Annotated in this window: 19 protein-coding genes; 5 read left to right on the top strand and 14 right to left on the bottom strand. The window is 39.6% G+C overall.

Features of this window, described 5'->3' with window-relative positions:
- Positions 1–38: 38 nt before the first annotated feature.
- The 4 genes from PMAN_RS03415 to PMAN_RS03400 all read right to left on the bottom strand — a co-directional run bounded on the left by PMAN_RS03415 (position 39) and on the right by PMAN_RS03400 (position 3,983).
- Positions 39–1,229: an amino acid aminotransferase gene (locus PMAN_RS03415; RefSeq protein WP_006794684.1), complete on the bottom strand. Its 1,191-nt coding sequence runs from the start codon at positions 1,227–1,229 to the stop codon at positions 39–41.
- Positions 1,230–1,309: 80 nt separating this feature from the next.
- Positions 1,310–1,969, bottom strand: a complete 660-nt coding sequence (locus tag PMAN_RS03410) for a GAF domain-containing protein (RefSeq protein ID WP_033034933.1) — start codon at positions 1,967–1,969, stop codon at positions 1,310–1,312.
- Positions 1,970–2,025: 56 nt separating this feature from the next.
- Entirely contained in the window at positions 2,026–3,678 is a 1,653-nt protein-coding gene (locus PMAN_RS03405) for a fused response regulator/phosphatase (protein ID WP_010555945.1), read from the bottom strand.
- Positions 3,678–3,983, bottom strand: a complete 306-nt coding sequence (locus tag PMAN_RS03400; RefSeq protein ID WP_006794681.1) for an STAS domain-containing protein — start codon at positions 3,981–3,983, stop codon at positions 3,678–3,680. The genes PMAN_RS03405 and PMAN_RS03400 overlap by 1 nt, the downstream gene beginning before the upstream one ends.
- Before the next feature lie 134 nt (positions 3,984–4,117).
- Between PMAN_RS03400 and PMAN_RS03395 the strand changes: the two genes are divergently transcribed.
- Positions 4,118–4,447: an SUI1 family translation initiation factor gene (locus tag PMAN_RS03395; protein ID WP_010555944.1), complete on the top strand. Its 330-nt coding sequence runs from the start codon at positions 4,118–4,120 to the stop codon at positions 4,445–4,447.
- Positions 4,448–4,462: 15 nt separating this feature from the next.
- Here the strand turns inward: PMAN_RS03395 and PMAN_RS03390 are convergent, their stop codons facing one another.
- Positions 4,463–7,474 carry a bifunctional diguanylate cyclase/phosphodiesterase gene (locus PMAN_RS03390; RefSeq protein WP_010555943.1) on the bottom strand — a complete coding sequence of 1,004 codons (3,012 nt, stop codon included), beginning with the start codon at positions 7,472–7,474 and terminating at the stop codon, positions 4,463–4,465.
- Positions 7,475–7,833: 359 nt separating this feature from the next.
- Between PMAN_RS03390 and PMAN_RS03385 the strand changes: the two genes are divergently transcribed.
- The gene (locus PMAN_RS03385; protein ID WP_008132528.1) at positions 7,834–8,991 is read left to right on the top strand and encodes a chorismate mutase; all 1,158 of its coding nucleotides are present in this window, start codon (positions 7,834–7,836) and stop codon (positions 8,989–8,991) included.
- Positions 8,992–9,052: 61 nt separating this feature from the next.
- Here the strand turns inward: PMAN_RS03385 and tyrA are convergent, their stop codons facing one another.
- The 6 genes from tyrA to ffh form a co-directional block, all read right to left on the bottom strand.
- On the bottom strand, positions 9,053–10,186 hold the full coding sequence (tyrA, locus tag PMAN_RS03380; RefSeq protein WP_006794677.1) for a bifunctional chorismate mutase/prephenate dehydrogenase: 1,134 nt from the start codon (positions 10,184–10,186) through the stop codon (positions 9,053–9,055).
- A gap of 445 nt (positions 10,187–10,631) precedes the next feature.
- Positions 10,632–10,991, bottom strand: coding sequence for a 50S ribosomal protein L19 (gene rplS, locus PMAN_RS03375; RefSeq protein ID WP_008132530.1), 360 nt, complete (start codon positions 10,989–10,991; stop codon positions 10,632–10,634).
- 33 nt (positions 10,992–11,024) lie between these two features.
- The gene (trmD, locus tag PMAN_RS03370; RefSeq protein ID WP_033019178.1) at positions 11,025–11,792 is read right to left on the bottom strand and encodes a tRNA (guanosine(37)-N1)-methyltransferase TrmD; all 768 of its coding nucleotides are present in this window, start codon (positions 11,790–11,792) and stop codon (positions 11,025–11,027) included.
- Positions 11,792–12,328, bottom strand: a complete 537-nt coding sequence (gene rimM, locus PMAN_RS03365; protein ID WP_006792802.1) for a ribosome maturation factor RimM — start codon at positions 12,326–12,328, stop codon at positions 11,792–11,794. Before rimM ends, trmD begins: the two co-directional genes overlap by 1 nt.
- A gap of 17 nt (positions 12,329–12,345) precedes the next feature.
- Positions 12,346–12,594, bottom strand: coding sequence for a 30S ribosomal protein S16 (rpsP, locus tag PMAN_RS03360; protein WP_006792801.1), 249 nt, complete (start codon positions 12,592–12,594; stop codon positions 12,346–12,348).
- A gap of 260 nt (positions 12,595–12,854) precedes the next feature.
- Entirely contained in the window at positions 12,855–14,234 is a 1,380-nt protein-coding gene (ffh, locus tag PMAN_RS03355) for a signal recognition particle protein (protein WP_006792800.1), read from the bottom strand.
- A gap of 249 nt (positions 14,235–14,483) precedes the next feature.
- On the opposite strand from ffh, the gene PMAN_RS03350 reads away from it, so the two are divergent.
- Positions 14,484–15,290 (top strand): cytochrome C assembly family protein, encoded by an 807-nt coding sequence (locus PMAN_RS03350; protein WP_006792799.1) that lies wholly within the window; start codon positions 14,484–14,486, stop codon positions 15,288–15,290.
- A gap of 61 nt (positions 15,291–15,351) precedes the next feature.
- The gene (locus PMAN_RS03345) at positions 15,352–16,623 is read left to right on the top strand and encodes an HlyC/CorC family transporter (RefSeq protein ID WP_008132535.1); all 1,272 of its coding nucleotides are present in this window, start codon (positions 15,352–15,354) and stop codon (positions 16,621–16,623) included.
- Between the two features lie 43 nt (positions 16,624–16,666).
- Here PMAN_RS03345 and PMAN_RS03340 read toward each other — a convergent pair whose 3' ends face one another.
- Together PMAN_RS03340 and gshA are read right to left on the bottom strand one after the other, a co-directional pair.
- Positions 16,667–17,281 carry a transglycosylase SLT domain-containing protein gene (locus PMAN_RS03340; protein ID WP_010555942.1) on the bottom strand — a complete coding sequence of 205 codons (615 nt, stop codon included), beginning with the start codon at positions 17,279–17,281 and terminating at the stop codon, positions 16,667–16,669.
- A gap of 133 nt (positions 17,282–17,414) precedes the next feature.
- Entirely contained in the window at positions 17,415–18,992 is a 1,578-nt protein-coding gene (gene gshA / locus PMAN_RS03335) for a glutamate--cysteine ligase (protein WP_010555941.1), read from the bottom strand.
- Between the two features lie 441 nt (positions 18,993–19,433).
- Here gshA and PMAN_RS03330 point away from each other — a divergent pair, with 441 nt between their 5' ends.
- Positions 19,434–20,981 carry a methyl-accepting chemotaxis protein gene (locus PMAN_RS03330; RefSeq protein ID WP_010555940.1) on the top strand — a complete coding sequence of 516 codons (1,548 nt, stop codon included), beginning with the start codon at positions 19,434–19,436 and terminating at the stop codon, positions 20,979–20,981.
- 64 nt (positions 20,982–21,045) lie between these two features.
- On the opposite strand, the gene clpB is transcribed toward PMAN_RS03330, so the two are convergent.
- Entirely contained in the window at positions 21,046–23,622 is a 2,577-nt protein-coding gene (gene clpB / locus PMAN_RS03325; RefSeq protein WP_006792794.1) for an ATP-dependent chaperone ClpB, read from the bottom strand.
- Positions 23,623–23,646 lie beyond the last annotated feature (24 nt).

Here is a 23,646-nt window from a genome sequence, read left to right as displayed (position 1 = left end):
GTGATTAATGGATTGCGGTTTTTTTATATTAGCTACGTTTATTTACAAACGTCAGCAACTGCATTTGCAAAGTAATCAAGATTTGCTTTGCTAACACCGGCAACGTTGACACGACTTGAGCCAACAATGTATATGCCGTACTCTTTTTGTAATCGCTCAATTTGCTCTTTATTAATACCCAAGAACGAAAACATACCGTGTTGACGTTCAATAAATGAAAAGTCTTGCGCTATGTCTTTTGATGCTAGGCTTTCTTTAATTAAACTACGAAGGCCATTAATACGCGTACGCATTTCATCAAGTTCAGCATGCCACATTTGCGTAAGCTCTGTACTGCTTAAAATAGTGTTAACAATATCAGCACCATGTGCCGGAGGCATTGAATAAATGCTACGTACCACACTTAACATTACTGAGTTTGACACATCAGCTGTCGCACTGTCTTTTGCAATTAATGAACATGCACCGATACGCTCACGATATAAACCAAAGTTTTTAGAGCACGATGAGCAAATAATTAACTCTTCAACGGCATCAGCTAAAATACGAAGTCCGCGTGCATCTTCTTCTAGTGAAGAGCCAAAGCCTTGGTAAGCTATATCTACTAATGGTGTAAAGCCAACTTCTTTAGCAAGCTCTGCTACTGTGTTCCACTGAGCTTCGTTTAAATCCATGCCACTTGGGTTATGACAGCATGCGTGTAATAGCACTACATCACCCTTTGGTACTTGCTTAAGGGTATTGATCATCTCATCAAATAGCAGGTCTTTATTCTCGTAGTCGTAGTACGGGTATTCTTTTACGGTTAAACCCGCAGCTTCAAATAAACTAATGTGGTTTGCCCAAGTAGGTGTAGTAACCCATACAGTTGCATCTGTATTACAACGCTTAATAAACTCAGCAGCAACACGAAGTGCACCTGTACCACCTGGTGCTTGTGCTGTACGCACGCGATTTGCTAATAATGCTTGGTGCTCACCAAGTAATAGCTGTTCCATTTTTTGACAGTAGTCTAAGTTACCTGCTAAGCCAATATAAGATTTGCTTGTTTCATTTTCTAAGCGAAATGCTTCTGCTTTCTTCACTGCGTTTAATACAGGTGTATTACCGTGCTCATCTTTATAAACACCCACACCTAAATCAATTTTATTAGGGTTTGTATCTTTTTTATAGGCCGCCATAAGGCCAAGAATAGGATCGGTTGGTAATGGTTTTAATACTGAGAACATGGGCTATCTCTTATCTATATTTATGGGTTAGCAATTAAGCTTAGCTTAACATAAAAGCACATCACGTTGACTAGTGTTATTTACACGAGTGAGTGAGGAATTTTAATACAACACGCAATTAAAATGGCCAAAACTTTGTCATCAAAAAAGTCATTATCAAATGCTTCAGCATCAATAATACCTACACACTCATTTTGGGCATTAAATAAAGGCAAACATACTTCAGATTTAACTTTAGGGTCACAGGTATAATACTCTCCACCTTGTGCTAAATACTTCTCTACATTATTAATAATGCGACCTTTTTGTGATAACGCCACTTGAACATTATTGCTTCCTGCAGCAAAGTCCTCTGTAAGCGGAAATAGAGGGCGGCTAGGTACACCATGATAAGCAAGCTTTAAAAGTTGCTTACCTTCGTCAGTGTCTGTTGATTGATAAATACCATACCAGTCAACACCCGTTTGCGCGTGAACATAGTTAACAATACTTTGCAGCTGTGCAAGCTTGCTATTGGTATTACTATTGTTATTTATAAAATCAGCAAGGTTAAAAGGCTCATCTTGCAAGTAACCAAATAAGCTACACGCTCCGCCTTCACCTAATTCAGGTATTTGATACTGCCAACGCGTTTCTGGCAAAGATGTATGCGCTAAATAGTGTTCAAGCTTTTCAAGCTCGGCTGTAATTAAGGTTGCATTAACGCGCAACTGCGCTTGCGTTAAATAAGAAGAAATCATTTGGCCATCCATACATCTAAGTTGCCAGAAATGATAGCATGGATATTTTCACAGAGCTAGATCAACTTATAGGACATTTCTACTTGGTTACCACTGGCGTTATATGTGACTTTTTCTGCAATTTCTTCAAGCAGTGAAAGACCACGCCCAAATTCATTATTGCCACTCATTTCATCATTTGATTGGCTACTGAACCCCCTCCCCGAATCACAAATGATAAAATACAAACTGAGTGTTTCTGGGCAGTAGCGTATATCAATAATGATCATGGCATCTTTTAACTCACTTATGGCTTTCTCACGCATTTCATAAAACTTAAAAAAACCGTCTTCTTGCAGCTTTATTGCGGAGTCTAATCCTAAAACACCATGATCAAGTGAATTGTTATAAGCTTCAGAAAGGAGTAAAAAAATGTTTGAGCGATGATCATTTAATCCCTCAATACGACTAAGAATATTGACAATATCGTAGACAGGATCGGTTTGCTTAATTTGCTTTGAATTAAGGCTTAATGACAAATTGAAGGCAAGCGTTGAAAAAGGCTCTCTCGGCTTTTCTTCCACCTGCAAAGGCAAACAGTTAAGCAAGACAATGCTTACATCATCTTGTTGTTGTAAGCCCTGCGCAAAATCACTTACATCAGCAATTATATCTTCACAAGAGATCATGGGCTTACTTTTTAATGATGCTATAAAGCGTTCTTCAGCAAAAAACTCGTCCTGCTTATTAGTGGTTTCTGTTATGCCGTCGGTAGCAAAAACTAAACGTGTATCACTATTTACTTCAAAATGTATTAAATCGTACTCAAATTCATGTTTGTCTAATATACCCAATGCCATGTGTTGAGACTCTAATGTCTTTTCTATATTACCTTTAGTATTGATCAAATATGCATCGGGTAAGCCACCAAGCCACGCTGATATACTTTTTCCTGACGCACTGAGCTCAACAATGGTAGCCGCGCAAAACATATGCCCCGGTAACAGGTTGTAAAGAAGTGTATTTAGCTCAAAGGCAATATCATTAACGGCCTTACCTTTATTTACCATTGTATAAAATGCGCGAGAGACAGGTAGCGCACCTATAGCAGCTGCCAAGCCATGCCCAGTAAAGTCACCCAGCATACAATACAAGTTACCTATTGGACTTTGCGCAACTAAAAACATGTCTCCATTAAACATGGACGCTGGCGACAAATTAAAATCTAGATGTTGCTTAAAATCATCTTGATTCTCGAGCGAATTATTAAATATGTGTTCCACTATTTCGTGTTCACGTTCAATTTGATTGTGGTGATACTCGAGTAGTTGCTTTTGTTGGTTGGCTTTTTTGCTTAGCTCACGAGTTCTTCTATGAGCTTTAATTTTTGCGTGAAGAATAACTTTATCAAATGGCTTGTGGATAAAGTCATCCCCGCCGACTTCTAAACATTTTTCAAAACTTGCTTTGTCGTCTAACGAAGTAATAAAAATAATAGGTAAATAAACTTCACTGTATTTATTTTTTATTATTTTGGCTGTCTCAAAACCATCCATAACCGGCATTATTACATCGAGTAACACAATGTCTATGGCTTTATGCTCAAGGACTTTAATTGCTTCTTGGCCGTTGAAGGCCATCGATACCTGATAACCTTCATCTTTGAGCATTTGACTTAATAAAATACGGTTTAATGCCTGATCATCGACAATAAGAACGTGTGCTGACATTAGCTAATATCAAATTTCTTATCGAAGCGCGATATTTGTAATATTTTTTTCAGCTGTGGCTGGCAATTAGTGATTTCAAACACAGTCACTTTATCTTCTAATGTTTTTTTCATATTTAAAAGCATGCCTAGTGCAGAACTATCCATATAGTCAGTTTCTCTTAAATCTACAATCACTTTGTTAGTGCTACTGTCTATCTGAGCATAGGCTTGGCGAAAAGACTGCACTAAATTAAAGTCAAACTTTCCCTTTATTTGTATTGTTAGCGCTTTTCCATCGGCTGATGTACGGGTAGTTAAATTCATCGATTTCTCCGTTAAATGTATCTTTGATTAAATATAACCTGTTAAAAGTATTTAGCAAAAAGAAAAACACACAACAGCAAATTTGCTATTATTTACGCCATTATTTAATACATTTTGACTGAATAAGGTAAACCATGACAGATAGTCACTTAGTATATTCAACAAGCACTGGACGCATTGACCAGCCAAAACCAGAAAAAGAGCTTGATATTAAGCTTTTCAAAGATGGGTTTGTTCGTATTGAGCGTCAAACAAAAGGCCGTAAAGGTAAAGGCGTAATGCTTGTTGTTGGCATAGACCCAAAAGAACATGACTTAAAAAAGTTAGCTAAAACAATAAAAAGTAAAATGGGCCAAGGTGGCGCTGTAAAAGAAGGTGTTATAGAAGTCCAAGGCGATGACCGAGATAAGTTAAAAGCAATTTTAGAGGGCTTGAAGTTTAAAGTGAAAATTGCGGGTGGTTAACCCGCAATTATAAAACTACATTACTTTTTTAAATGGTACTTCACCCAGCTTTAAATATAAGTCTGGTAAATCAGACTCAGGAATTGGGCGGCTGTAATAGTACCCTTGCACTATAAAACAGTTGTTGTTTTGTAAAAACTCAACTTGCTCTATGGTTTCTACCCCTTCAGCAACCACATCTAAATTAAGCTTTTGAGCCATTGCTATAATAGCGGCTGTAATCTCCATATCATTGCTATCTTCTGGGATATCTTGCACAAATGAACGATCTATTTTGAGTATATCTACCGGAAAACGTTTTAAATAACTAAGCGAAGAATACCCTGTTCCAAAATCATCGATTGAAATAGAAATACCTAGTGCTTTTAGCTCATGAAGTTGAGCAATAGCAGCCTCTACGTTCCCCATCAACATGCTTTCAGTTAACTCTAAATGTAATCGTTTAGCCGATACGCCCGATGTAATAATCATCTTACTTAGGGTCGGCACAAGATTCGAATCTTTAAATTGGCGAGCAGATAAGTTAATCGATACGTTATTTTCACGGTTTTGCTCTGTCAATCTCACAACGAAATTACATGACTCCTGTAATACCCACTCACCTAATTCAACAATAAGCCCTGTCGCCTCAGCTACAGGAATAAACTTATCTGGCGGTATTAGACCTTCTGTTGGGTGGAACCATCTCAATAATGACTCGTATCCTACAACCTTTTGAGTACGACTATCTATCTGCGGCTGATAATAAACCACAAATTGCTCTTCTTTTAACGCAATACGCAGTTCGTTTTCTATAAATAAGCGCTCATTTGCGGCTGCATTTAACTCTTGGCTATAAAAGTGGAACGTATTACGCCCTTTCTCTTTGGCCTCATACATTGCTAAATCCGCGTGTTTCAGAAGCTGATCTTCTTCGAGGCTGTCATATGGCGCCATAGTAATACCAATACTCGCGCTTATAATTACCTCGTTATTTCCTAGCATAATAGGCATATTAAGCGTTTGTTGGATTGTATTTGCCACATCGGTTGCGTGTTCTTGGCTTTCAATTCCACTGAGTAATACTGCAAACTCATCGCCACCTAAACGTGCAATTGTATCTTCCGATCTTAGGCGCTTCTTAAGTCTATTCGCGACCTGTATTAATAATTGATCGCCTGCGTCATGTCCAAGGGTGTCATTAATTCGCTTAAATTCATCTAAATCAAAGTAAAAAAGTGAAAAGGCATAATGACCACGTTCTGCAAGCGCAAGAGATTTGCGCAACTGCATTCTGAAGAAGGTTCTGTTTGCTAAACCTGTTAGCGTGTCAAAATAAGCGAGCTGTTCCATTTTGCGCTGGCTTTCTTTAACAAACGAGATATCTTGTGCGGAAGCAACATAACTTGTGATATTACCGCCTTCCTCTCGTATCGGTGAAACGCTCAATGAAACCCAAATAGGCTGTTTATCTTTGCTTTCAATTAACGTATCACCGCGCCAATAGTTACGACTACGTAGGTCTATATCAATATCTTCGACCAAAATAGCCATATCAGACGCAATAATATTTAAAAGTGGCGCTCGAGTGAAATGACTTTCTGGATAACCTGTCATCTCTAACATTTTGGGGTTAACGTATTCGATAACAAAGTTCTCGTCAGTTATAACAACACCTGTGCCAGAGAAAGCGACTGCTTTTGATAATCGATTAGCTGCTTTTTCGGCTATTTCTTTTTCAGTTATTCGCTGGTTAAGTCCATCAATTAATTTACGAATTTCAACCGACATATCTTTAAACGAACCGTTAAGCGTACCAATTTCGTCTTTATTCTCTTCTGGAAATTGAGTATCTAGTTTACCCTGACCAAAGCTCGATACCGCATAAACAAGTGAATGCAATCGGCGTAACACAAGATGCTGCAAGGCTTGATGCAATAACAAGGCAACTAAAATAGCGTAAAGAATAAAAAGACCAAAAAACTTAAGTTTCAAATCTTGCAGAGCAGACAATGTAGAAGAACGCTTTTTATAAACCCCTATGTACCAATCTAGCTGATCAATTTTTTGAATATTGATTAAGTGAGCCTCGTCATTTTGTAAAAAAGAACTTGCATATTCTGGAAGCTTTGTCGCAATTGCCTCACTAATAATTGACTTGAGCTGAGGGTTTACAAACTCGTCCATAGCCACTTTTTTATTATTTTTTCCGTATTCAGCAAGTAATGAAGTACTCAAATCTGGGTGGGCTAATAATTGGCCTTTACTATCAAAAACAAGTAAGTTTTTTTCTTTGTCTCCTATAGGTAGAAAAGACACGAGTTTATTAAGCGTAATATCACTGCCTGTAACCCCTATAAATTCATTATTCGAATAAATAGGGACCAGTAAACTGATCACCCAATCATGCCATACTCTATCGTAGTAAACCTTTGACCATTCAGGTTCTACAGAGTTGCCTAAACTTTCGCGAACATACTTATAAGTTGAACCACCGCTTACTCGAAAATCAGCAGGAGCATTTAACGCCCAATTAGGTGGCGATATTCTGATAAAGTCATCATTGGTTATAAGGTAAAAATTGTAGAAGTCATAAACCAATGTTGGTGAAATAACATCCCATAGTGCTTCAGAGTTATTAAATAACTGTTTGTAAAAAGGTGTGAACTTTTCTTGTGGTAAAAACGCGGCAGATAAACCATCCGATGAAGCGCTTCGAATAGTGCCATCACTATTAAACTGTAGTTGCGCTTTACTGGTTAGATCAATTGGGGAGTTTTTTTGAAATAACTGCTCATTAACTATGTTGTTAGCCTGCTTGGCAATATTAACTTTTGTTTCTATTCGTTCTTTAAATTGCCTTACTAATAAATCGGTCGAGCTTTTTAGTACTTCGTGCTCTTCAAAAACCAGCTGCTTTTCCTCAGATTTAAGCATAAAAAAGGCAGCACAAACACCCGCAATTAAACAAATTGAGGATATGAGTAACGACAATTTCACACTTAAAGAGTTTATTCCAAAACGCGATGGAGGGCGTCTATATAGCACAAGCCAACCTTAATTATTAATAGTTGTTATTATTTAGCTGTTAATGAAATATACCAGATTCAAATTCATTATTATAAATTTTTTGTAAACTTTATAAAAAAATTACAAAAGTTGAAATAATCAATACTTAAGCACTATCTTAGTAAAGTATGTTATTGACATTACCCCTAACTCTCCATACATTAACTGCATGAACATATTTTATTCTCGCATTATTTTTTCTTTTTTTAGCTTCTTTATATAAAAGAGGCTGGCCTGTTTGTGAGATAAATCAATCGAATAGTAAAGCCTCCCAACCGGGAGGCTTTTTTGTATATGCTGCATTTACGCAGATGACTTTTGGAATGAGGAACCCCAAAATGACCAACGATGTATTAAACACATTAAGACATGATATAAATGAAATAGACTCTGACTTACTCGTACTCTTAGCTAAACGGCGCCGTATTAGTCATGGTGTTGTTGAATATAAAATTGCAAATAACAAGCCTATTCGTGATGAAGCCCGTGAACTAGCACTACTAGAAAAATTAATTGGTTATGGCAAGTCACTTGGCTTAGATGCGTATTATGTAAACAATGTTTTTCAAACAATCCTAGAAGACTCCGTATTACACCAGCAAGCAATGCTGCAAAAAAACCTAAACCCTGATGCATTAAGCGAAACACACCGTGTTACTTATTTAGGTGGGCAAGGCTCATATAGCCAACTTGCTTGCCATAAGTACTTTAGCCGTCGCCCCGGCAAACTCGTTGAAATTGGATGTTCATCGTTTGAAGAAATCACCTCCAAGGTAGAAAGCGGGCAAGCAGACTTTGGATTACTTCCTATTGAAAATACCAGCTCAGGCAGTATTAACGAAGTATTTGATTTACTACAACACGCACAAGTATCTATTGTTGGTGAAGTGACACACAGTGTTGAGCATTGCTTATTAGCTAAACCTGATACACAACTTGAACAGCTCACAAAAGTATTTGCTCATCCACAACCCTTCGCACAATGTAGCCGCTTTTTACAAGGGTTAGGGGATTTGCAACATGAAACATGTGACTCAACATCTTCAGCACTTCAATCTGCGCTCAGCACACCAAATAGTGCTGCAATTGGCTCCGCTCAAGCTGGTAAAAATGTAGGCCTTGAAGTTATTAAATCAAACTTAGCTAATCAAAGCGAAAACCACAGCCGCTTTATAGTCGTAGCGCGTAAGCCTTTGCATGTGTCGAATCAAATACCTACGAAGACCAGCTTGATCATGTCGACCAAACAACAAGCCGGCTCACTTGCTGATGCACTGATGATTTTCAAGCAACACAAAATAAACTTGGTAAAACTGGAATCACGCCCTACCCCTGGCAACCCATGGGAAGAAGTGTTTTATGTTGATTTAGAAGCAAACTTGGCTGATACCCAAGTAAAAGAAGCGCTAGAGGAACTTAAAGAACATACCCAATATGTGCGCATATTAGGTTGCTACCAAAGTGAAACATTACAAGCTGTTAGTGTGAATACTTAAATATAGGCTATTCAAAAGGAGGCACAAAATGTGCCCCCTTTACATTTATTTGAATGTAAAGCTAGTCGAGCACCTTAGCGTCATTCGCTTTATTAAGTAAACTGCGGCTTTGTGTTAAAAAATGCGCAGTTGAGTCTGAAAAATATGATTTAGCATCTGCAAATGCCTCCATTAAGGCTGCTTTATCACCTACCCTAAGCTTTTCAAGCGTTTGTGCAAAGGTATCTTGGTATTGAGCTAACAAACTTTCAACGTCATCAAACTGAGCCAACATTATATCGGAATAAAGCTCAGGTGATTGCGCAAACAAACGCCCTACCATCATTAGCTCTAATTGATATATCGGCGACGAGCAACTTCGTAACTCTGCTAAAGTATGGCTTTGCTTTGCTAAAAACTGCCCATAAACAAACGTTGTTAAATGTCGCATTACCTGAATTATTTGCATGGCTTCATCGTGTTTTTTAGCATCTAGCTCTACAAGCTGACACCCCCACACTTGTAACTGCTCTAATAGCCCTTTTGCCGCCTTATGCTCTCTGCCCTCACATACAACTACCGTTTGTTTTACCCAATGTGAAATATCAGGCCCAAACATAGGGTGTAAACCAACAACTGGACCACTATGAGCTGCTTTTAATGCTTTAATTGGCGATTGCTTTACTGATGTAATATCTACGAGCAAACAGTCATCATCTAGTTTTGGTAGTTTAGCAACTACAGACTCTAAGGCATTAATAGGTACACTGATCATGACCAGTTTTGCACCGGTTAAAATGCTTTGGGCATCATCTTGCTGCTCTTTATCTAATATTTTGACGTCATAACCTGAGCGCATAAATTGTTGGGCAAATAACTGCCCCATCGCCCCTTGACCGCCCACAATAACAATAGGTGAAAGTGATGGCGCTGCACACGCTAACTTAGCCTGTTGGTTTTGATATGCTTCACGCATCATCCGCCTGAGAATATCTTCCACTAGATCGGGACTTACATTTTGATTAATCGCTTCTTGGCGCCTAGCAGCTAGTAATTCAGCTTCACGCTCTGGTGCATGTAAAGGCGCACCTGTTTGCTGTTTGATTTCACCAATTTTTTGGGTAATACCATTGCGTTTAGCTAATAAGGCAACAAGCTGCGCATCGCATTCATCTATACCTTGTCTTAGTTGGGCCAAATCACTTATATTTGCCACGTCCAATCCCACCTTGAAAAAATCAAATTTCGTAAATTTATATTTACATAAAAGTAAACTAATCAATACGATAAATACTAACAGGATACGTTAGACGTTAAAAGGGCTGATCGCATATAGCAAGGTTAAAACCAACGGTGAATTTATGTTATCAGTCAGATTATGGGCAACATTTCAGAAGCTTTTGTAGGGAATGATCAATGAGTCTTTAGTTTTTTGTAGTGAGCTAAATATCGATAAACTCATTGCGTAAAAACAATAAAAAAGTTTTAAACCTAAGCTGCAGTAAATAAAAAGAGAAACGCGTTTTAAGTCAATTTATTTCAAATATGTAATATTGCCTGCGCCACTCAACATTACAATAAAAATCTAGACCGCTTAAAAACGAAAACGGGTTGCAATCCGAAGACTGCAACCCGTTTTTTGCGTTGATAAACAGCGCGTATTAGTTAAGTTTTTCTCTAATACGTGCAGATTTACCAGAACGCTCACGTAAGTAGTAAAGCTTAGCACGGCGAACTGCACCGCGACGCTTAACTGTTACGCTATCGATAAGAGGGCTGTGCGTTTGGAATACACGCTCAACACCTTCACCGTTCGAGATTTTACGAACTGTGAATGCTGAGTGAAGACCACGATTACGCTTAGCGATTACAACACCTTCAAAGGCCTGTAGACGCTCTTTAGCACCTTCTTTTACTTTTACCTGTACAACCACTGTATCACCAGGGCCAAATGCAGGTACGTCTGTTTTAAGCTGCTCTTCTTCAAGCGCTTTAATAATATTTTGGTTTACTTTTGCCATTATGTTTCTCACTTTCCTAGGTGTAACTGTCTTCTAGCCACAAGCTTTTTGGTACTCTTGCTGAAATTCTGCGAGTAATACCGCTTGCTCCTCAGTCAGAGCTAGGTTATGCAACAAGTCAGGACGTCGTATCCAAGTTCTGCCTAATGACTGCTTAAGCCGCCACCTTGCTATTGCTTGGTGATTACCACTGAGTAATACAGCAGGAACTTGTTTGTCGTCCAATGTTTCTGGTCGTGTGTAGTGAGGGCAATCTAGCAAGCCATCCGAAAATGAATCTTGCTCTGCTGATTGGTTATGACCTAACACGCCAGGCACCAATCGCGCTACTGCGTCAATTAATGTCATGGCAGGTAGTTCACCACCACTCAAAATAAAATCACCAATTGACCATTCTTCGTCAACGTATGACTCTATTATTCTCTCATCTATACCTTCATATCGACCGGCAATCAAAATCAGTTTGTCAGAGTTAGCGAGTTCGCTAGCCCCTTGCTGATCAAGCTTGCGCCCTTGTGGGGACATATAAATTACTTTAGCACCATCACCTGCCGCTTTTTTAGCGTCAAGAATAGCTTTTTCCAATGGTTTAACCATCATTAACATACCTGGTCCGCCCCCGTAAGGACGATCATCCACAGTTCTGTGCTTATCTAAAGCATAGTCACGTGGATTCCAGCAGTTAAAATTAATTAACCCATTTTTTACTGCGCGACCAGTAACCCCTTGTTGGGTAATTGCGTCAAACATGTCCGGGAAAAGGCTTATCACCCCAACCCACAATGAACTAGTTTGAGTCATTAAAACCCAGGATCCCAGTCTACGGTAATTTCTTTTACGTCGTATTTAACATCTTTGATAACTGAATCGGTTAAAAAAGGTATTAAACGCTCCGATTGACCAAATGCATCTTTACTGTTTGCTTTCACAACCAGTACATCATTTGACCCTGTCTCCATCAAGTCATCAACAGTGCCTAAGTTATAACCTTTATCAGTTACAACCGACATGCCAATGAGATCTCGCCAATAGAACTCACCTTGCGGTAGTTCTGGTAATTGCGTTGCATCCATTGAGATTTCTGCATGGGTATAAGCCATTGCTTCGTCTCGATCGTTTACTTGCGCAAATTTAGCGATAAAGCCTTTGTTGTGGCGACGCCAGTCGACCACTTCTAAGGACTGCCATTTACCTTGTTGCCCTATCAACCACGGGCTGAAATCGAAGATCCCTGCGGGATCATCAGTAAATGAATGTACCTTAAGCCAGCCCTTTATACCATAAGGGGCGCCGAGCTTTCCTACGACAATTATTGATGAGGTGTTCTCTTGACTCATGGTTACACTTACGCCTATTAAGCCGCTTTACGAGCGTCTTTAACTAATTTAGCTACACGATCTGAAAGACCTGCGCCTTGACCTACCCAGTGATCTACACGAGATAAATCTAAGCGAAGTTTTTCTTCCTGACCCGAAGCGATTGGGTTAAAGAAACCAACTTTCTCGATGAAGCGACCGTCACGCGAGAAACGGCTATCCGCAACCACAATTTGATAGAAAGGGCGTTTTTTAGCGCCACCACGTTGCAAACGAATAGTTACCATACCGTCCTCTAAATAGATTGACTGTTTTCATTAATAAGATTTACTCCCCAGTATGGGGAGCCGGTGAATTGTACGAGTTTTTAGCAATAACGCAAGTAAGAAGTGAAGCAAAAAGCCAGTTTAGTAGGTTAAACCGTGATCTAGGCTAAAAATTAGAGTTAATGCAGTACAGAGTGCATAAATTATTCAACAAAAAAGGAGCAATTTGCTCCTTTTTTGTATGCGCTGTGATTAATTAAAGTGCAACGCTTACTAAAAATCTAAAATTTTGGACCGCCGCCGCCCATCATGCCCGGTGGCAACATGCCTTTCATACCGCGCATCATTTTTTGCATCCCGCCTTTGCCTTTCATTTTTTTCATCATTTTTTGCATCTGCGTAAATTGTTTAAGCAACTTATTGATCTCTTGTACCTGTGTGCCAGAACCTGCTGCAATACGTTTTTTACGCGACCCTTTAATGATTTCAGGACGAGCTCGCTCCTGTTTTGTCATAGAGCTGATGATAGCCTCCATTTGAATGAAGGTTTTATCACCCATCTGACCTTTTACCGCGTCAGGTAAATTAGACATCCCAGGAAGTTTATCAAGCATCGACATCATGCCGCCCATATTTTTCATTTGCTTTAACTGGTCAGCAAAGTCATCCAGCGTAAAGCCTGCGCCTTTAAATACTTTTTCGGCAACTTTGGCAGCTTGCTCTTTATCCACTTTCATTTCGACTTCTTCGATTAATGAAAGTACATCACCCATGCCTAAAATTCGCGATGCTATTCGGTCAGGGTGGAAAGGTTCAAGTGCGTCTGTACGTTCACCCACACCCATAAACTTAATGGGTTTACCTGTAATATGACGAATAGATAAAGCAGCACCGCCTCGGGCGTCACCATCTGTTTTAGTTAATATCACACCAGTAAGTGGCAGAGCTTCGTCAAATGCTTTTGCAGTATTTGCCGCATCTTGACCCGTCATAGCATCAACAACAAATAATGTTTCAATTGGGTTGATAGCTGAATGAAGATCTTTAATTTCATCCATCATGTCGCTATCCACATGCAAGCGACCCGCTGTATCAACTAATACAACATCAATAAATTTCTTTTTAGCGTGTGTAATAGCCGCAGTAGCAATATCAACAGGCTTTTGTGAAATATCACTTGGAAAGAAATCTACATCAACTTCTGTGGCTAACGTTTCAAGCTGTTTTATTGCTGCAGGACGATAAACATCGGCACTAACAACAAGCACTGATTTTTTCTTGCGCTCTTTTAAAAACTTAGCAAGTTTACCAACACTGGTCGTTTTACCGGCACCTTGCAAACCAGCCATCATAACAACTGCTGGCGGTTGTGCGTTTAAGCTCAGCTCTTCGTTTGCTTCGCCCATCGCTTTTTCAAGCTCTTCACGCACAATTTTTACAAACACTTGCCCAGGCGTTAAGCTTTTAGTTACCTCAACACCCACTGCACGTTCTTTAACTTGCTTTACAAAATCGCGAACAACTGGCAAAGCCACATCGGCTTCCAAAAAGGCCATGCGCACTTCGCGAAGAGTATCTTTAATGTTGTCTTCTGTTAGGCGGCCACGGCCACTGATATTTTTTAAGGTTTTACCTAATCGTTCTTGGAGATTCTCAAACATGTATCGGTTCCGATAAAACGTTATACCAATTTAATTACTCAGCCGATTTAGCTACCAGCTCGACTAATGACATTGATATTATTAAATTTGAATTAAAAACAGTATACCGTAAATAGTGGTGGACAATACAGTGTTCAAGTGCGGTGAATTAAGTTTCTTTTTTAAGGTCTATTCATTTGCGTTGCTATAAAATACAATGCGTTTGTACTTGCAAGGATTTTTTGACTCAAATTAAGTGGCCCAAGCAAAATGCTGATCATCAGTTTAACTATTATCACCAGTTTATTTTATGTGTTAGCGACGTCACACGTGCTTTCACGGCTTTTTCATAAACAAGGCCCAAACCAAAAAGTAACTGTTATCTTGAGTACCGTCGCTATATTGGCGCATATGTTGTTATTGGTGAACTCGGTGTTTCGTTCTGACGGTCAAGATCTAAGCATTGTAAATGTCGCACTGCTAACCTGTTGGGTTATTGTTGTGTCTGTAACAGCTGTCTCCTTAAAATTTCCAGCCACTTTATTATTGCCCGTAGTGTATGGCTTTGCAGCGCTTTTATCTGTTGCAAGCTTATTCATACCCCATCATATATTGTTGCAAAGTATAGATGTTGAGCTTGGTTTGGTTGCCCATATATCACTTTCCTTACTCGCTTACTGTATATTAATAATTGCAACCTTATACGGCGTGCAATTTTACTTTATAGATAAACGCCTTAAGCGCAAAGACCTCGCCATTGTGCATAGCCATTTACCTCCGTTGATGGTTGTTGAGCGCCAGCTTTATCAACTGCTTAATCTTGGTACTGCGCTGCTTACAATTGCACTCGTGTGCGGATTTGTATTTCTCGATGGCATGTTTGCCAAAGAGTTTATCCATAAAACCATACTTTCGTTGGTGGCATGGGCTATTTTTGTTGTAGTCGCTCTTGGCCATATTAAACAAGGCTGGCGTGGTAAACCTGTGGTAATTACCATCATGGTTGCAGCATTTGTCCTCACATTAGCTTATTTTGGCAGCCGTTTTGTACAAGAAGTCGTACTAAACAAGTTTTAACTTGACTCTAGTTGCTCACTCTAGCTTAATACGCATTGATTTATAAAAAAAGGATCCATCGTTGGACGACATATCGACAAGTACCCTGTTTATCACATTAGGATTATTGGTACTTTTTTCTGCTTATTTTTCTGGTTCTGAAACTGGGATTATGTCAATCAATCGTATACGCCTGCGACATCTTGCAAAGCAAGATCACCGCGCAGCTAAACGAGTCAGTAAATTACTTAGCCGTCCCGATAGGCTTATTGGCCTCATTTTAATTGGTAACAACCTAGTAAATATAGCCGCAGCTCAAGTTGCCACTATTATAGGTATCCGCCTATACGGTGATTTAGGTATCGCAATAGCAACTGGTGTACTTACCTTGGTTGTGCTTATATTTGCTGAAGTAACACCTAAAACACTCGCAGCCCTTTACCCTGAAAAAGTAGCCTTTCCAAGCTCAGTGATACTTAAAGGCTTGCTGAAAATCATGTTTCCGTTTGTTGTAGTTGTTAACTGGCTAACTAACGGCATATTACGTTTATTTGGTATTAGTGCAGCTCAAATCGATGAGCACAGCATGAGCAAAGAAGAATTAAAAACAGTCGTGAACGAATCAGGTGCTTTATTACCTGCTCGTCACCAAAGCATGCTGACTTCTATCTTAGATCTAGAACAAGTTACTGTTGAAGATATTATGATTCCACGTAACGAAATTGTGGCGATTGATATAAACGACGATTGGAAAGTAATTAGCCGCCAGCTAACACATGCGCAACATACACGTGTTTTGTTGTATCGCGATAATATTGATGATGCAGTCGGTTTTATTCACTCACGTGATGCGCTGCGACTTTTAACAAAAGAGCAATTTGATAAACCTTCACTATTGCGTGCAGTTCGCGAAATTTACTTTATCCCCGAAGGCACATCGTTAAATACACAACTGTTTAAGTTTCAACAATCAAAAGAGCGAATTGGCATAGTTGTTGATGAATACGGCGATATTCAAGGCCTAGTGACCCTTGAAGACATTTTAGAAGAGGTGGTGGGCGATTTCACGACCACTCAAACACGTACGCCAAGTGAAGAAGTGACAACGCAACCTGATGGCTCGTTTATTGTAGATGGTGGCGCAAACGTCCGTGACTTAAATAAAGAAATGGAATGGGACTTTCCTCTTGATGGCCCTAAAACATTAAGCGGCTTAATTGTTGAATATTTAGAAGATATTCCTGACGCAAATATCAGTTTACGTATTGCGGGATACCCATTAGAAGTACTCGAAGTAAAAGAAAACATGATTAAACAGGTTAAAATACAACCTAAAAAACGTACTCGTCAATAACAAATAAGGAGCCATAAGGCTCCTTATTCACGCTGTTGTGCGATTAAGTAAATAACCGCTCTAACCAGCCTTTATCGAGCTCATCTTCACATCGCTTTAATTGCGTGCCATAACGACTTGCTCTATTTTTTACTTTGTTGGCTACGCTCATTAACCATTTTTTCTTCTTATATGTGCCACGTTTATATCCGCCCCAGCCTTCATGATAATTAAGATATTGAGCGTAAGCATCCCATTTTGAAATGCCGTTTACTTTATGCGTTTTATAAACAAACCACGCCATAAAGTCGATTGCATCATCAAAGTCATCCCTATCTGCCCCGCTGTTACCTGTTTCACGAACGTAATCAGCCCAAGTAGGCGTTTTAGCTTGTGAATAACCGTAGGCTGAGCTTGCTCTACCTGTTGGTATAATCCATAAAAAATATTCCATAGGCGGAGCTGCATCGTGCTTAAACGAACTTTCTTGATACATCATGCTCATGAGTACATGTTTCGGAGAGCCCCACTTGTCTTGCGCGTCTTTTGCATCAAAATACCAATCAGGCTTTTCTTCAAAAATTTTGCAAAGATCATTTGGCTGTTTAGGTGGCGCTGTAGCACACCCGGCAAGGGATAAAGCGAGAGTGAGAGATAAAATAAGTGCTTTTTTGTTCATTTTTTGTGTTCTCACTGAACTTTTATAAGAAGTGTCGGTCGTAGTGATTAATGCAGCCGTATAGCATTGTTTCATCCCTGAATATTATTTACGCAGCCATATTAGGCTGCGTTTTTTTTGTGCATGTTGGGTATCAGTTTTTATGAAAATACTCATCTAAAAACGCTGTAAACGACTGCGCATCTGCATTTTCTATATTACGCTGCGCTTCATTTGACTGCTCAACTTGCTGCTCGAGCCACGGCTTTAAAAACTCACTGTAATCTGTGTCTATGTGGCTTTGCTTATACTGGTTTGCTAAGTCTAAGGCAAAGTGACCATTGTCTAAACCTGACTCTTTTAATTTTGCTACATATCGCCCAGAGTAAGTAAGCGAAGGATCATTAACCCACATACTCATTCGCTCAATTGTTTCAGAGTAATAACTTACGCCGTAAGCTTTATCCATCCATTTTGCAACATCAGTCAATTGAGCAAATATTTGATTCCCCCAAGATTGCAGGCTACGCGGAGTATTATTATCGTTGAGCATCAACCCTTGCTCTCTCCCCTGATTTACAACCGCATCTAAATTTTCAGTACTGCGAGCCTGTTCTTTCCAATCCATGTTTGGTGAATCTTTTAATAAGCAATACGTTAAAAATACATCTAAAAAGTGAATTTGCTCTATATCGATACCCACTTCACTAAATGGGTTTACATCTAGAGCACGAATTTCAACATATTCTATACCCGCTCTCAATAGTGCATCTGTTGGCGTCTCACCACTGTTCGCATTACGTTTAGGGCGAATTGGCGAATAAAATTCATTTTCTATTTGCAGAATATTTTTATTTAACTGTTTTGGCTGTTCGCTAGTGTAGTCGTCAATGTCGCTGTATATATCTGATGGCGTATTGATGGCCTTTTTCAAACCAGCAACATATTCATCAAGCGAGTTATACATGACACGCAAGGACGATTGTGCGCTGTTTGTGTAACCTAAGTTACCTAAACGCAATGCAGTGCCGACCTCTAAGTACAAGGTACCTTTACCTAATTTTTTAAACGGTAAATCTGTTTTACGACCCTGCAAAAATGAGTTACACAGGGCAGGCGATGCGCCAAACATATAACTAATAAGCCACAGCTCGCGTTTGAAGTTTCTTATCAGCGATAAATAACCATCAGATATAAAATCCTGCAAGCTCGCATTACTTTGCTTTAACGAGTGCAGAGACTTCCAAAGTGACTCTGGAAAAGAGATATTAAAATGCACGCCAGCAATAGCCTGCATCATACTCCCGTATCGATTTTTTAGCCCTTCACGGTAAAGCGTCTTCATTTTGCCTATATTCGAGCTACCAAACTGAGCAAGTACGATATCGTCTTGGTGGTTGATGAAGCACGGCATACTGATAGGCCAAAGCAGTTCGTCACCCATATTTTCAAGCGTGAACTTTTGAAGATCGCGCAGCTGCTTTAATGTTTGCGTTGATGACTCGCTAACCGGTGTAATAAATTCAAGTAAAGATTCAGAAAAGTCAGTCGTTATATGACCATTGGTTAGTGCACTCCCTACCCCTTTAGGATGACCTGTAGGAGATATAGCACCGTTGCTTTGTATTCTTAGCGACTCTCGTTCAATGCCACGTTTAATGCCTTTAATTGCGTTTTGGTGTTCACCAGTCGATAACGCGTTAAGCGCATTTGTTAGATCTTGTGTTGTCAAAAATATTTCCTCGGGCCACGTGGCGTAATCATACGGTTATGGGGGCTAATTACCGATTACTCAAGATTAAATTGTTAAGAACCACTTAGTTTTTTCAATTAGTCTTAAAATCCCTAATTTGAGCATACGCTTGATTTAACTATCTTCGTAAAATTATGTTGTAATCTTGCCATTGCTATTTACTTTATACAATTGCTTTACGAAGGTATTTACTAATAACACGGTATGCAATGAAGCATTAAACCAATGCGGATAGGAGACCTGTTATTTCGATTAAAGAATTCAATTTTATTTCGCTGACGTTATTAACCACAGAAATCTTGATATAGATCAATAAAGCATTCAATTCATCGTCAATATAAACATAATCGAGCTTTAATTTTGCTTTGTGTAAATAACTGAATATACTTCAGTTAATTAAAAAGGATGATAGTGAATGCAATGCACAGTAATAAAACACTAATTAATGAAGAAGTTCATTTTGATGAGTCACAAGAGCTTGTTTCAACAACCGATTTACGCGGTGTTATTACCTACGCTAATACAGAATTTTGTACAGTTGCTGGTTACTCAATACAAGAGCTTGTTGGCAAAAACCATAATATAGTTCGCCACCCAGATATGCCTAAAGCAGCGTTCAAAGAAATGTGGGAAACATTAAAACAAGGTCACTCTTGGCGCGGCATGGTAAAAAATCGCTGTAAAGATGGCCGTTACTATTGGGTTGACGCTTTTGTTACGCCAATTTTTGAACATGGCCAGCTGGTTGGCTACCAATCAGTAAGAACAAAACCGAGTCAAGCACTCAAAAATAAAGCGCAAAGCTTATACAACACCCTTAATGCTAATAAATCATTGTTCAGTATTCGCGAACAAACTGGAGTTAGGCAGAGTATCACCATAGCGTGTGTGTTACTTTGGTTAATAAGCTCTTTAGTATTTGCTCCAATAGCCATTGCTTTACTTAACGTTATTGTTTGTATATTGGTAATCGCCCTAAATTACGATGAGCTTGTTGCAACCCCAAAAATATTGCGTGAGCATAAAGCTAAATCGGACTCTGTTTCTCGCTATATTTACAGCGGCACCACAGCCCATAGCGTTAGTGACTTCAAAGAACAACTGCTAAATGCCAAGTTACGAACTGTTCTTGGGCGTATGAAAGACTCAACTCTTAGCTTTAATAGTATTGCGACTAATTTAGACAAACAATCAACACTTACAGAGCAAGGAATTGCTTCTCAGGGTGAGCGCTTGGAACAGATTGCATCTGCCATGACTCAAATGGGATCGACCATTGGCGAAATTTCAGTAAACACTGCTGAAACGGCAGATAAAGTAAACGCAACGCATAGCAGTTGCTCTGAAATCAAAATACACATTGCTGATAATAGTAATATGATTTCTGAACTAGCAGTGCAAGTTGAGCATGCAGCAACCACCGCAAGTAGCTTGGCCTCAGAAGCTGATAAGATTGGTCAGGTAATGAGTGAAATAGAAGGCATTGCAGATCAAACAAACCTACTTGCACTTAACGCAGCAATAGAAGCAGCTAGAGCGGGTGAGCATGGCAGAGGGTTTGCTGTCGTTGCCGATGAAGTAAGAACTTTATCGTCTCGTACACAAAGTGCTACAACACAAATTCACAGCTCAATAAAAGAAATACAAGATACTTTATTTAGCTGGTCAAAAGTGATGCAAGACACAAAAGAGCAAGCCGATAATTGCGTAATTACCACAGAAAAAACGCAAGTGGAGCTAGAAGGTATCTTTTCTCAAATTAGTGAAATATCGCATTTAGCCATTCAAATATCGTCTGCAGCAGAAGAGCAACAAATGGTAAGTAACGATATCAGCAACAATGTGACTGATATTAAAGCCTTTGGCGATAACAATTTGAGTTTAAGCTTTGAAGTAGCTAAAGGTGCAGCAGAACTGGTTGAAGGCTCACGAAAAGTAAATGACTTGCTATTAACTTTTAAAGTATAAACATTATAGGTTAAAAAACCGCTTAGTTTCAGGAGATAGGCAACTAAGCGGTTTTTATAATTATTTACCGGCTAGTAAATACTAACCCATCACTGCCAGCATCAATAACAATGACACATCCCGGAATATAATCACCATTAAGTAACTTTTGCGCCAACGGATTTTCAATTGTTTGTTGAATGGCCCGCTTTAATGGACGTGCGCCGTATACAGGATCAAACCCACTTGCAGCAATAGTATCGAGCGCCGCATCGCTAATTTCTAGTAAGTACCCCATCTCAGTTAAACGTTCACGTAACTTCATTAACTGAATATCAGCAATCTCTTTAATGTGCTGATTCGCTAGCGGATGAAATACCACGGTTTCGTCAATGCGGTTTATAAACTCAGGTCTGAATTCACTGATCAATACATCCATTACTTTTGATTTAAGTGTTGCGTAATCATTATTACCCGCCTGCTCTTGAATAATATCTGAACCTAAATTTGAGGTCATGATGATTACGGTATTTTTAAAATCAACAGTACGCCCTTGTCCGTCGGTTAGCCTACCATCATCAAGTACTTGTAATAAAATATTGAACACGTCAGGGTGTGCTTTTTCTATTTCATCAAGCAATATGACCGAGTATGGCTTACGGCGAACAGCTTCTGTTAAGTAGCCCCCTTCTTCATACCCTACGTACCCAGGAGGCGCACCTACTAAACGGGCAACAGAATGTTTTTCCATAAACTCAGACATATCGATACGCACCATGGCATCTTCTGTGTCAAACATAAACCCAGCAAGGGCTTTTGTAAGCTCTGTTTTACCTACGCCTGTTGGCCCTAAAAACAAAAATGAGCCAATCGGTCGGTTTGGATCAGCAAGCCCTGCTCGGGAGCGACGAATAGCGTTAGACACCGCAACAACTGCCTCGTCTTGCCCTATTACTTTACTGTGCAATCTATCTTCCATTTGCAGCAGTTTTTCACGTTCACCTTGCAGCATGCGTGACACTGGAATACCAGTCCAACGAGAGAGTATCTCTGCAATTTCATCTTCGCCTACTTGGTTTTTAAGCAGCGTCATGTCTTGCATTTCGGCTTGTGACGCTAAGTCTAATTTGCGTTCAAGCTCGGGTATACGACCATATTGCAACTCAGACATGCGCTGTAAATCACTTGCTCTGCGAGCAACGTCTAAGTCGAGCCGAGCTTGCTCAAGCTCAGCTTTAATTACTTGCGTACCTTGCAGTGATGCTTTTTCTGCATTCCAAATTTCATCGAGTTCGCGGTATTGGCCGTCAAGATCGGTTATAAGCTCTTGCATTTCACTGCGGCGCTTTTGACTTGCCTCATCTTTTTCTTTAGCGAGAGCATTATCTTCAAGTTTTAACTGAATAATGCGGCGTTCAAGCTTGTCCAATGACTCAGGCTTCGAATCAATTTGCAAACGAATAGAAGAACCTGCTTCATCAATTAAATCTATTGCTTTATCGGGAAGCTGGCGGTCGCTAATATAACGATGCGATAACTGCGCGGCAGCAACAATTGCAGGGTCGGTGATTTCAACTGAGTGGTGCAGTTCATAACGTTCTTTTAAACCACGCAATATTGCAATAGTGTCTTCAACTGAAGGCTCTTCGATTAATACTTTTTGAAAACGGCGCTCAAGGGCTGCATCTTTTTCTATGTATTTACGGTATTCGTCTAGTGTGGTTGCCCCTACACAATGCAGCTCGCCACGTGCGAGCGCTGGCTTAAGCATATTGCCTGCATCCATTGCGCCATCGCTTTTACCTGCACCTACAATGGTATGAATTTCATCAATAAATAAGATGACTTGGCCTTCTTCTTTAGCCAACTCGTTTAAAACCGATTTTAAACGCTCTTCAAATTCACCTCTAAATTTAGCACCAGCAACCAAGGCTCCTAAATCAAGTGACAATACACGTTTATTTTTTAATCCCTCTGGTACTTCACCATTAATAATACGCTGCGCTAAGCCTTCTGCTATGGCGGTTTTACCCACCCCAGGCTCGCCAATAAGTACCGGGTTGTTTTTAGTTCTGCGCTGTAATACCTGGATAGTACGGCGTATTTCGTCGTCTCGACCTATAACGGGGTCAAGCTTGCCTTGCTCTGCACGCTCGGTTAAATCAATCGTATATTTTTCTAAAGCTTGGCGCGTTTCTTCCGCATTCGGATCATCAACTTTTTGACCCCCACGGATTGCTTTTATGGCGCTTTCTATTTTTGTTGCAGTGATATTAAGCGATCTCAAAATATCCCCAAGCGGGCCTTTGTCATCACACGCAGCAAGAACAAATAACTCACTAGAAATAAATTTATCTTTGCGCTTTTGAGCGTACTTATCACATAAATTTATAAGCGTAGCCATATTATTAGATAACTGTACATCGCCCCCAACCCCTTCAACTTTGAATAGCTTTTCTATTTCTTGGGATAACTTTGTATTAAGCTCATCGGCACTTACACCTGTTTGAGCAAACAAGGCACGAACGCTTGAACCACTCTGTTGGAGGAGTGCATACATTAGGTGAACGGGTTCAATAAATTGATGATCGCGGCCAAGGGCAAGTGATTGCGCATCAGAAAGCGCAGATTGAAATTTACTTGTAAATCTATCTAAACGCATGAGGGGTTACCTATTAAAAAATCT

Source organism: Pseudoalteromonas marina (assembly GCF_000238335.3).
GTDB lineage: Bacteria > Pseudomonadota > Gammaproteobacteria > Enterobacterales > Alteromonadaceae > Pseudoalteromonas > Pseudoalteromonas marina.
Note: the sequence above shows the minus strand (reverse complement) of the source record. Positions and strands in the feature narration are given on the sequence as shown.

Coding starts and splice junctions, on each gene's coding strand:
- PMAN_RS03415 (WP_006794684.1), bottom strand. CDS start 1,229: ATGTTCTCAGTATTAAAACCATTACCAACCGATCCTATTCTTGGCCTT.
- PMAN_RS03410 (WP_033034933.1), bottom strand. CDS start 1,969: ATGATTTCTTCTTATTTAACGCAAGCGCAGTTGCGCGTTAATGCAACC.
- PMAN_RS03405 (WP_010555945.1), bottom strand. CDS start 3,678: ATGTCAGCACACGTTCTTATTGTCGATGATCAGGCATTAAACCGTATT.
- PMAN_RS03400 (WP_006794681.1), bottom strand. CDS start 3,983: ATGAATTTAACTACCCGTACATCAGCCGATGGAAAAGCGCTAACAATA.
- PMAN_RS03395 (WP_010555944.1), top strand. CDS start 4,118: ATGACAGATAGTCACTTAGTATATTCAACAAGCACTGGACGCATTGAC.
- PMAN_RS03385 (WP_008132528.1), top strand. CDS start 7,834: ATGACCAACGATGTATTAAACACATTAAGACATGATATAAATGAAATA.
- rplS (WP_008132530.1), bottom strand. CDS start 10,991: ATGGCAAAAGTAAACCAAAATATTATTAAAGCGCTTGAAGAAGAGCAG.
- trmD (WP_033019178.1), bottom strand. CDS start 11,792: ATGACTCAAACTAGTTCATTGTGGGTTGGGGTGATAAGCCTTTTCCCG.
- rimM (WP_006792802.1), bottom strand. CDS start 12,328: ATGAGTCAAGAGAACACCTCATCAATAATTGTCGTAGGAAAGCTCGGC.
- rpsP (WP_006792801.1), bottom strand. CDS start 12,594: ATGGTAACTATTCGTTTGCAACGTGGTGGCGCTAAAAAACGCCCTTTC.
- ffh (WP_006792800.1), bottom strand. CDS start 14,234: ATGTTTGAGAATCTCCAAGAACGATTAGGTAAAACCTTAAAAAATATC.
- PMAN_RS03350 (WP_006792799.1), top strand. CDS start 14,484: ATGCTGATCATCAGTTTAACTATTATCACCAGTTTATTTTATGTGTTA.
- PMAN_RS03340 (WP_010555942.1), bottom strand. CDS start 17,281: ATGAACAAAAAAGCACTTATTTTATCTCTCACTCTCGCTTTATCCCTT.
- PMAN_RS03330 (WP_010555940.1), top strand. CDS start 19,434: ATGCACAGTAATAAAACACTAATTAATGAAGAAGTTCATTTTGATGAG.
- clpB (WP_006792794.1), bottom strand. CDS start 23,622: ATGCGTTTAGATAGATTTACAAGTAAATTTCAATCTGCGCTTTCTGAT.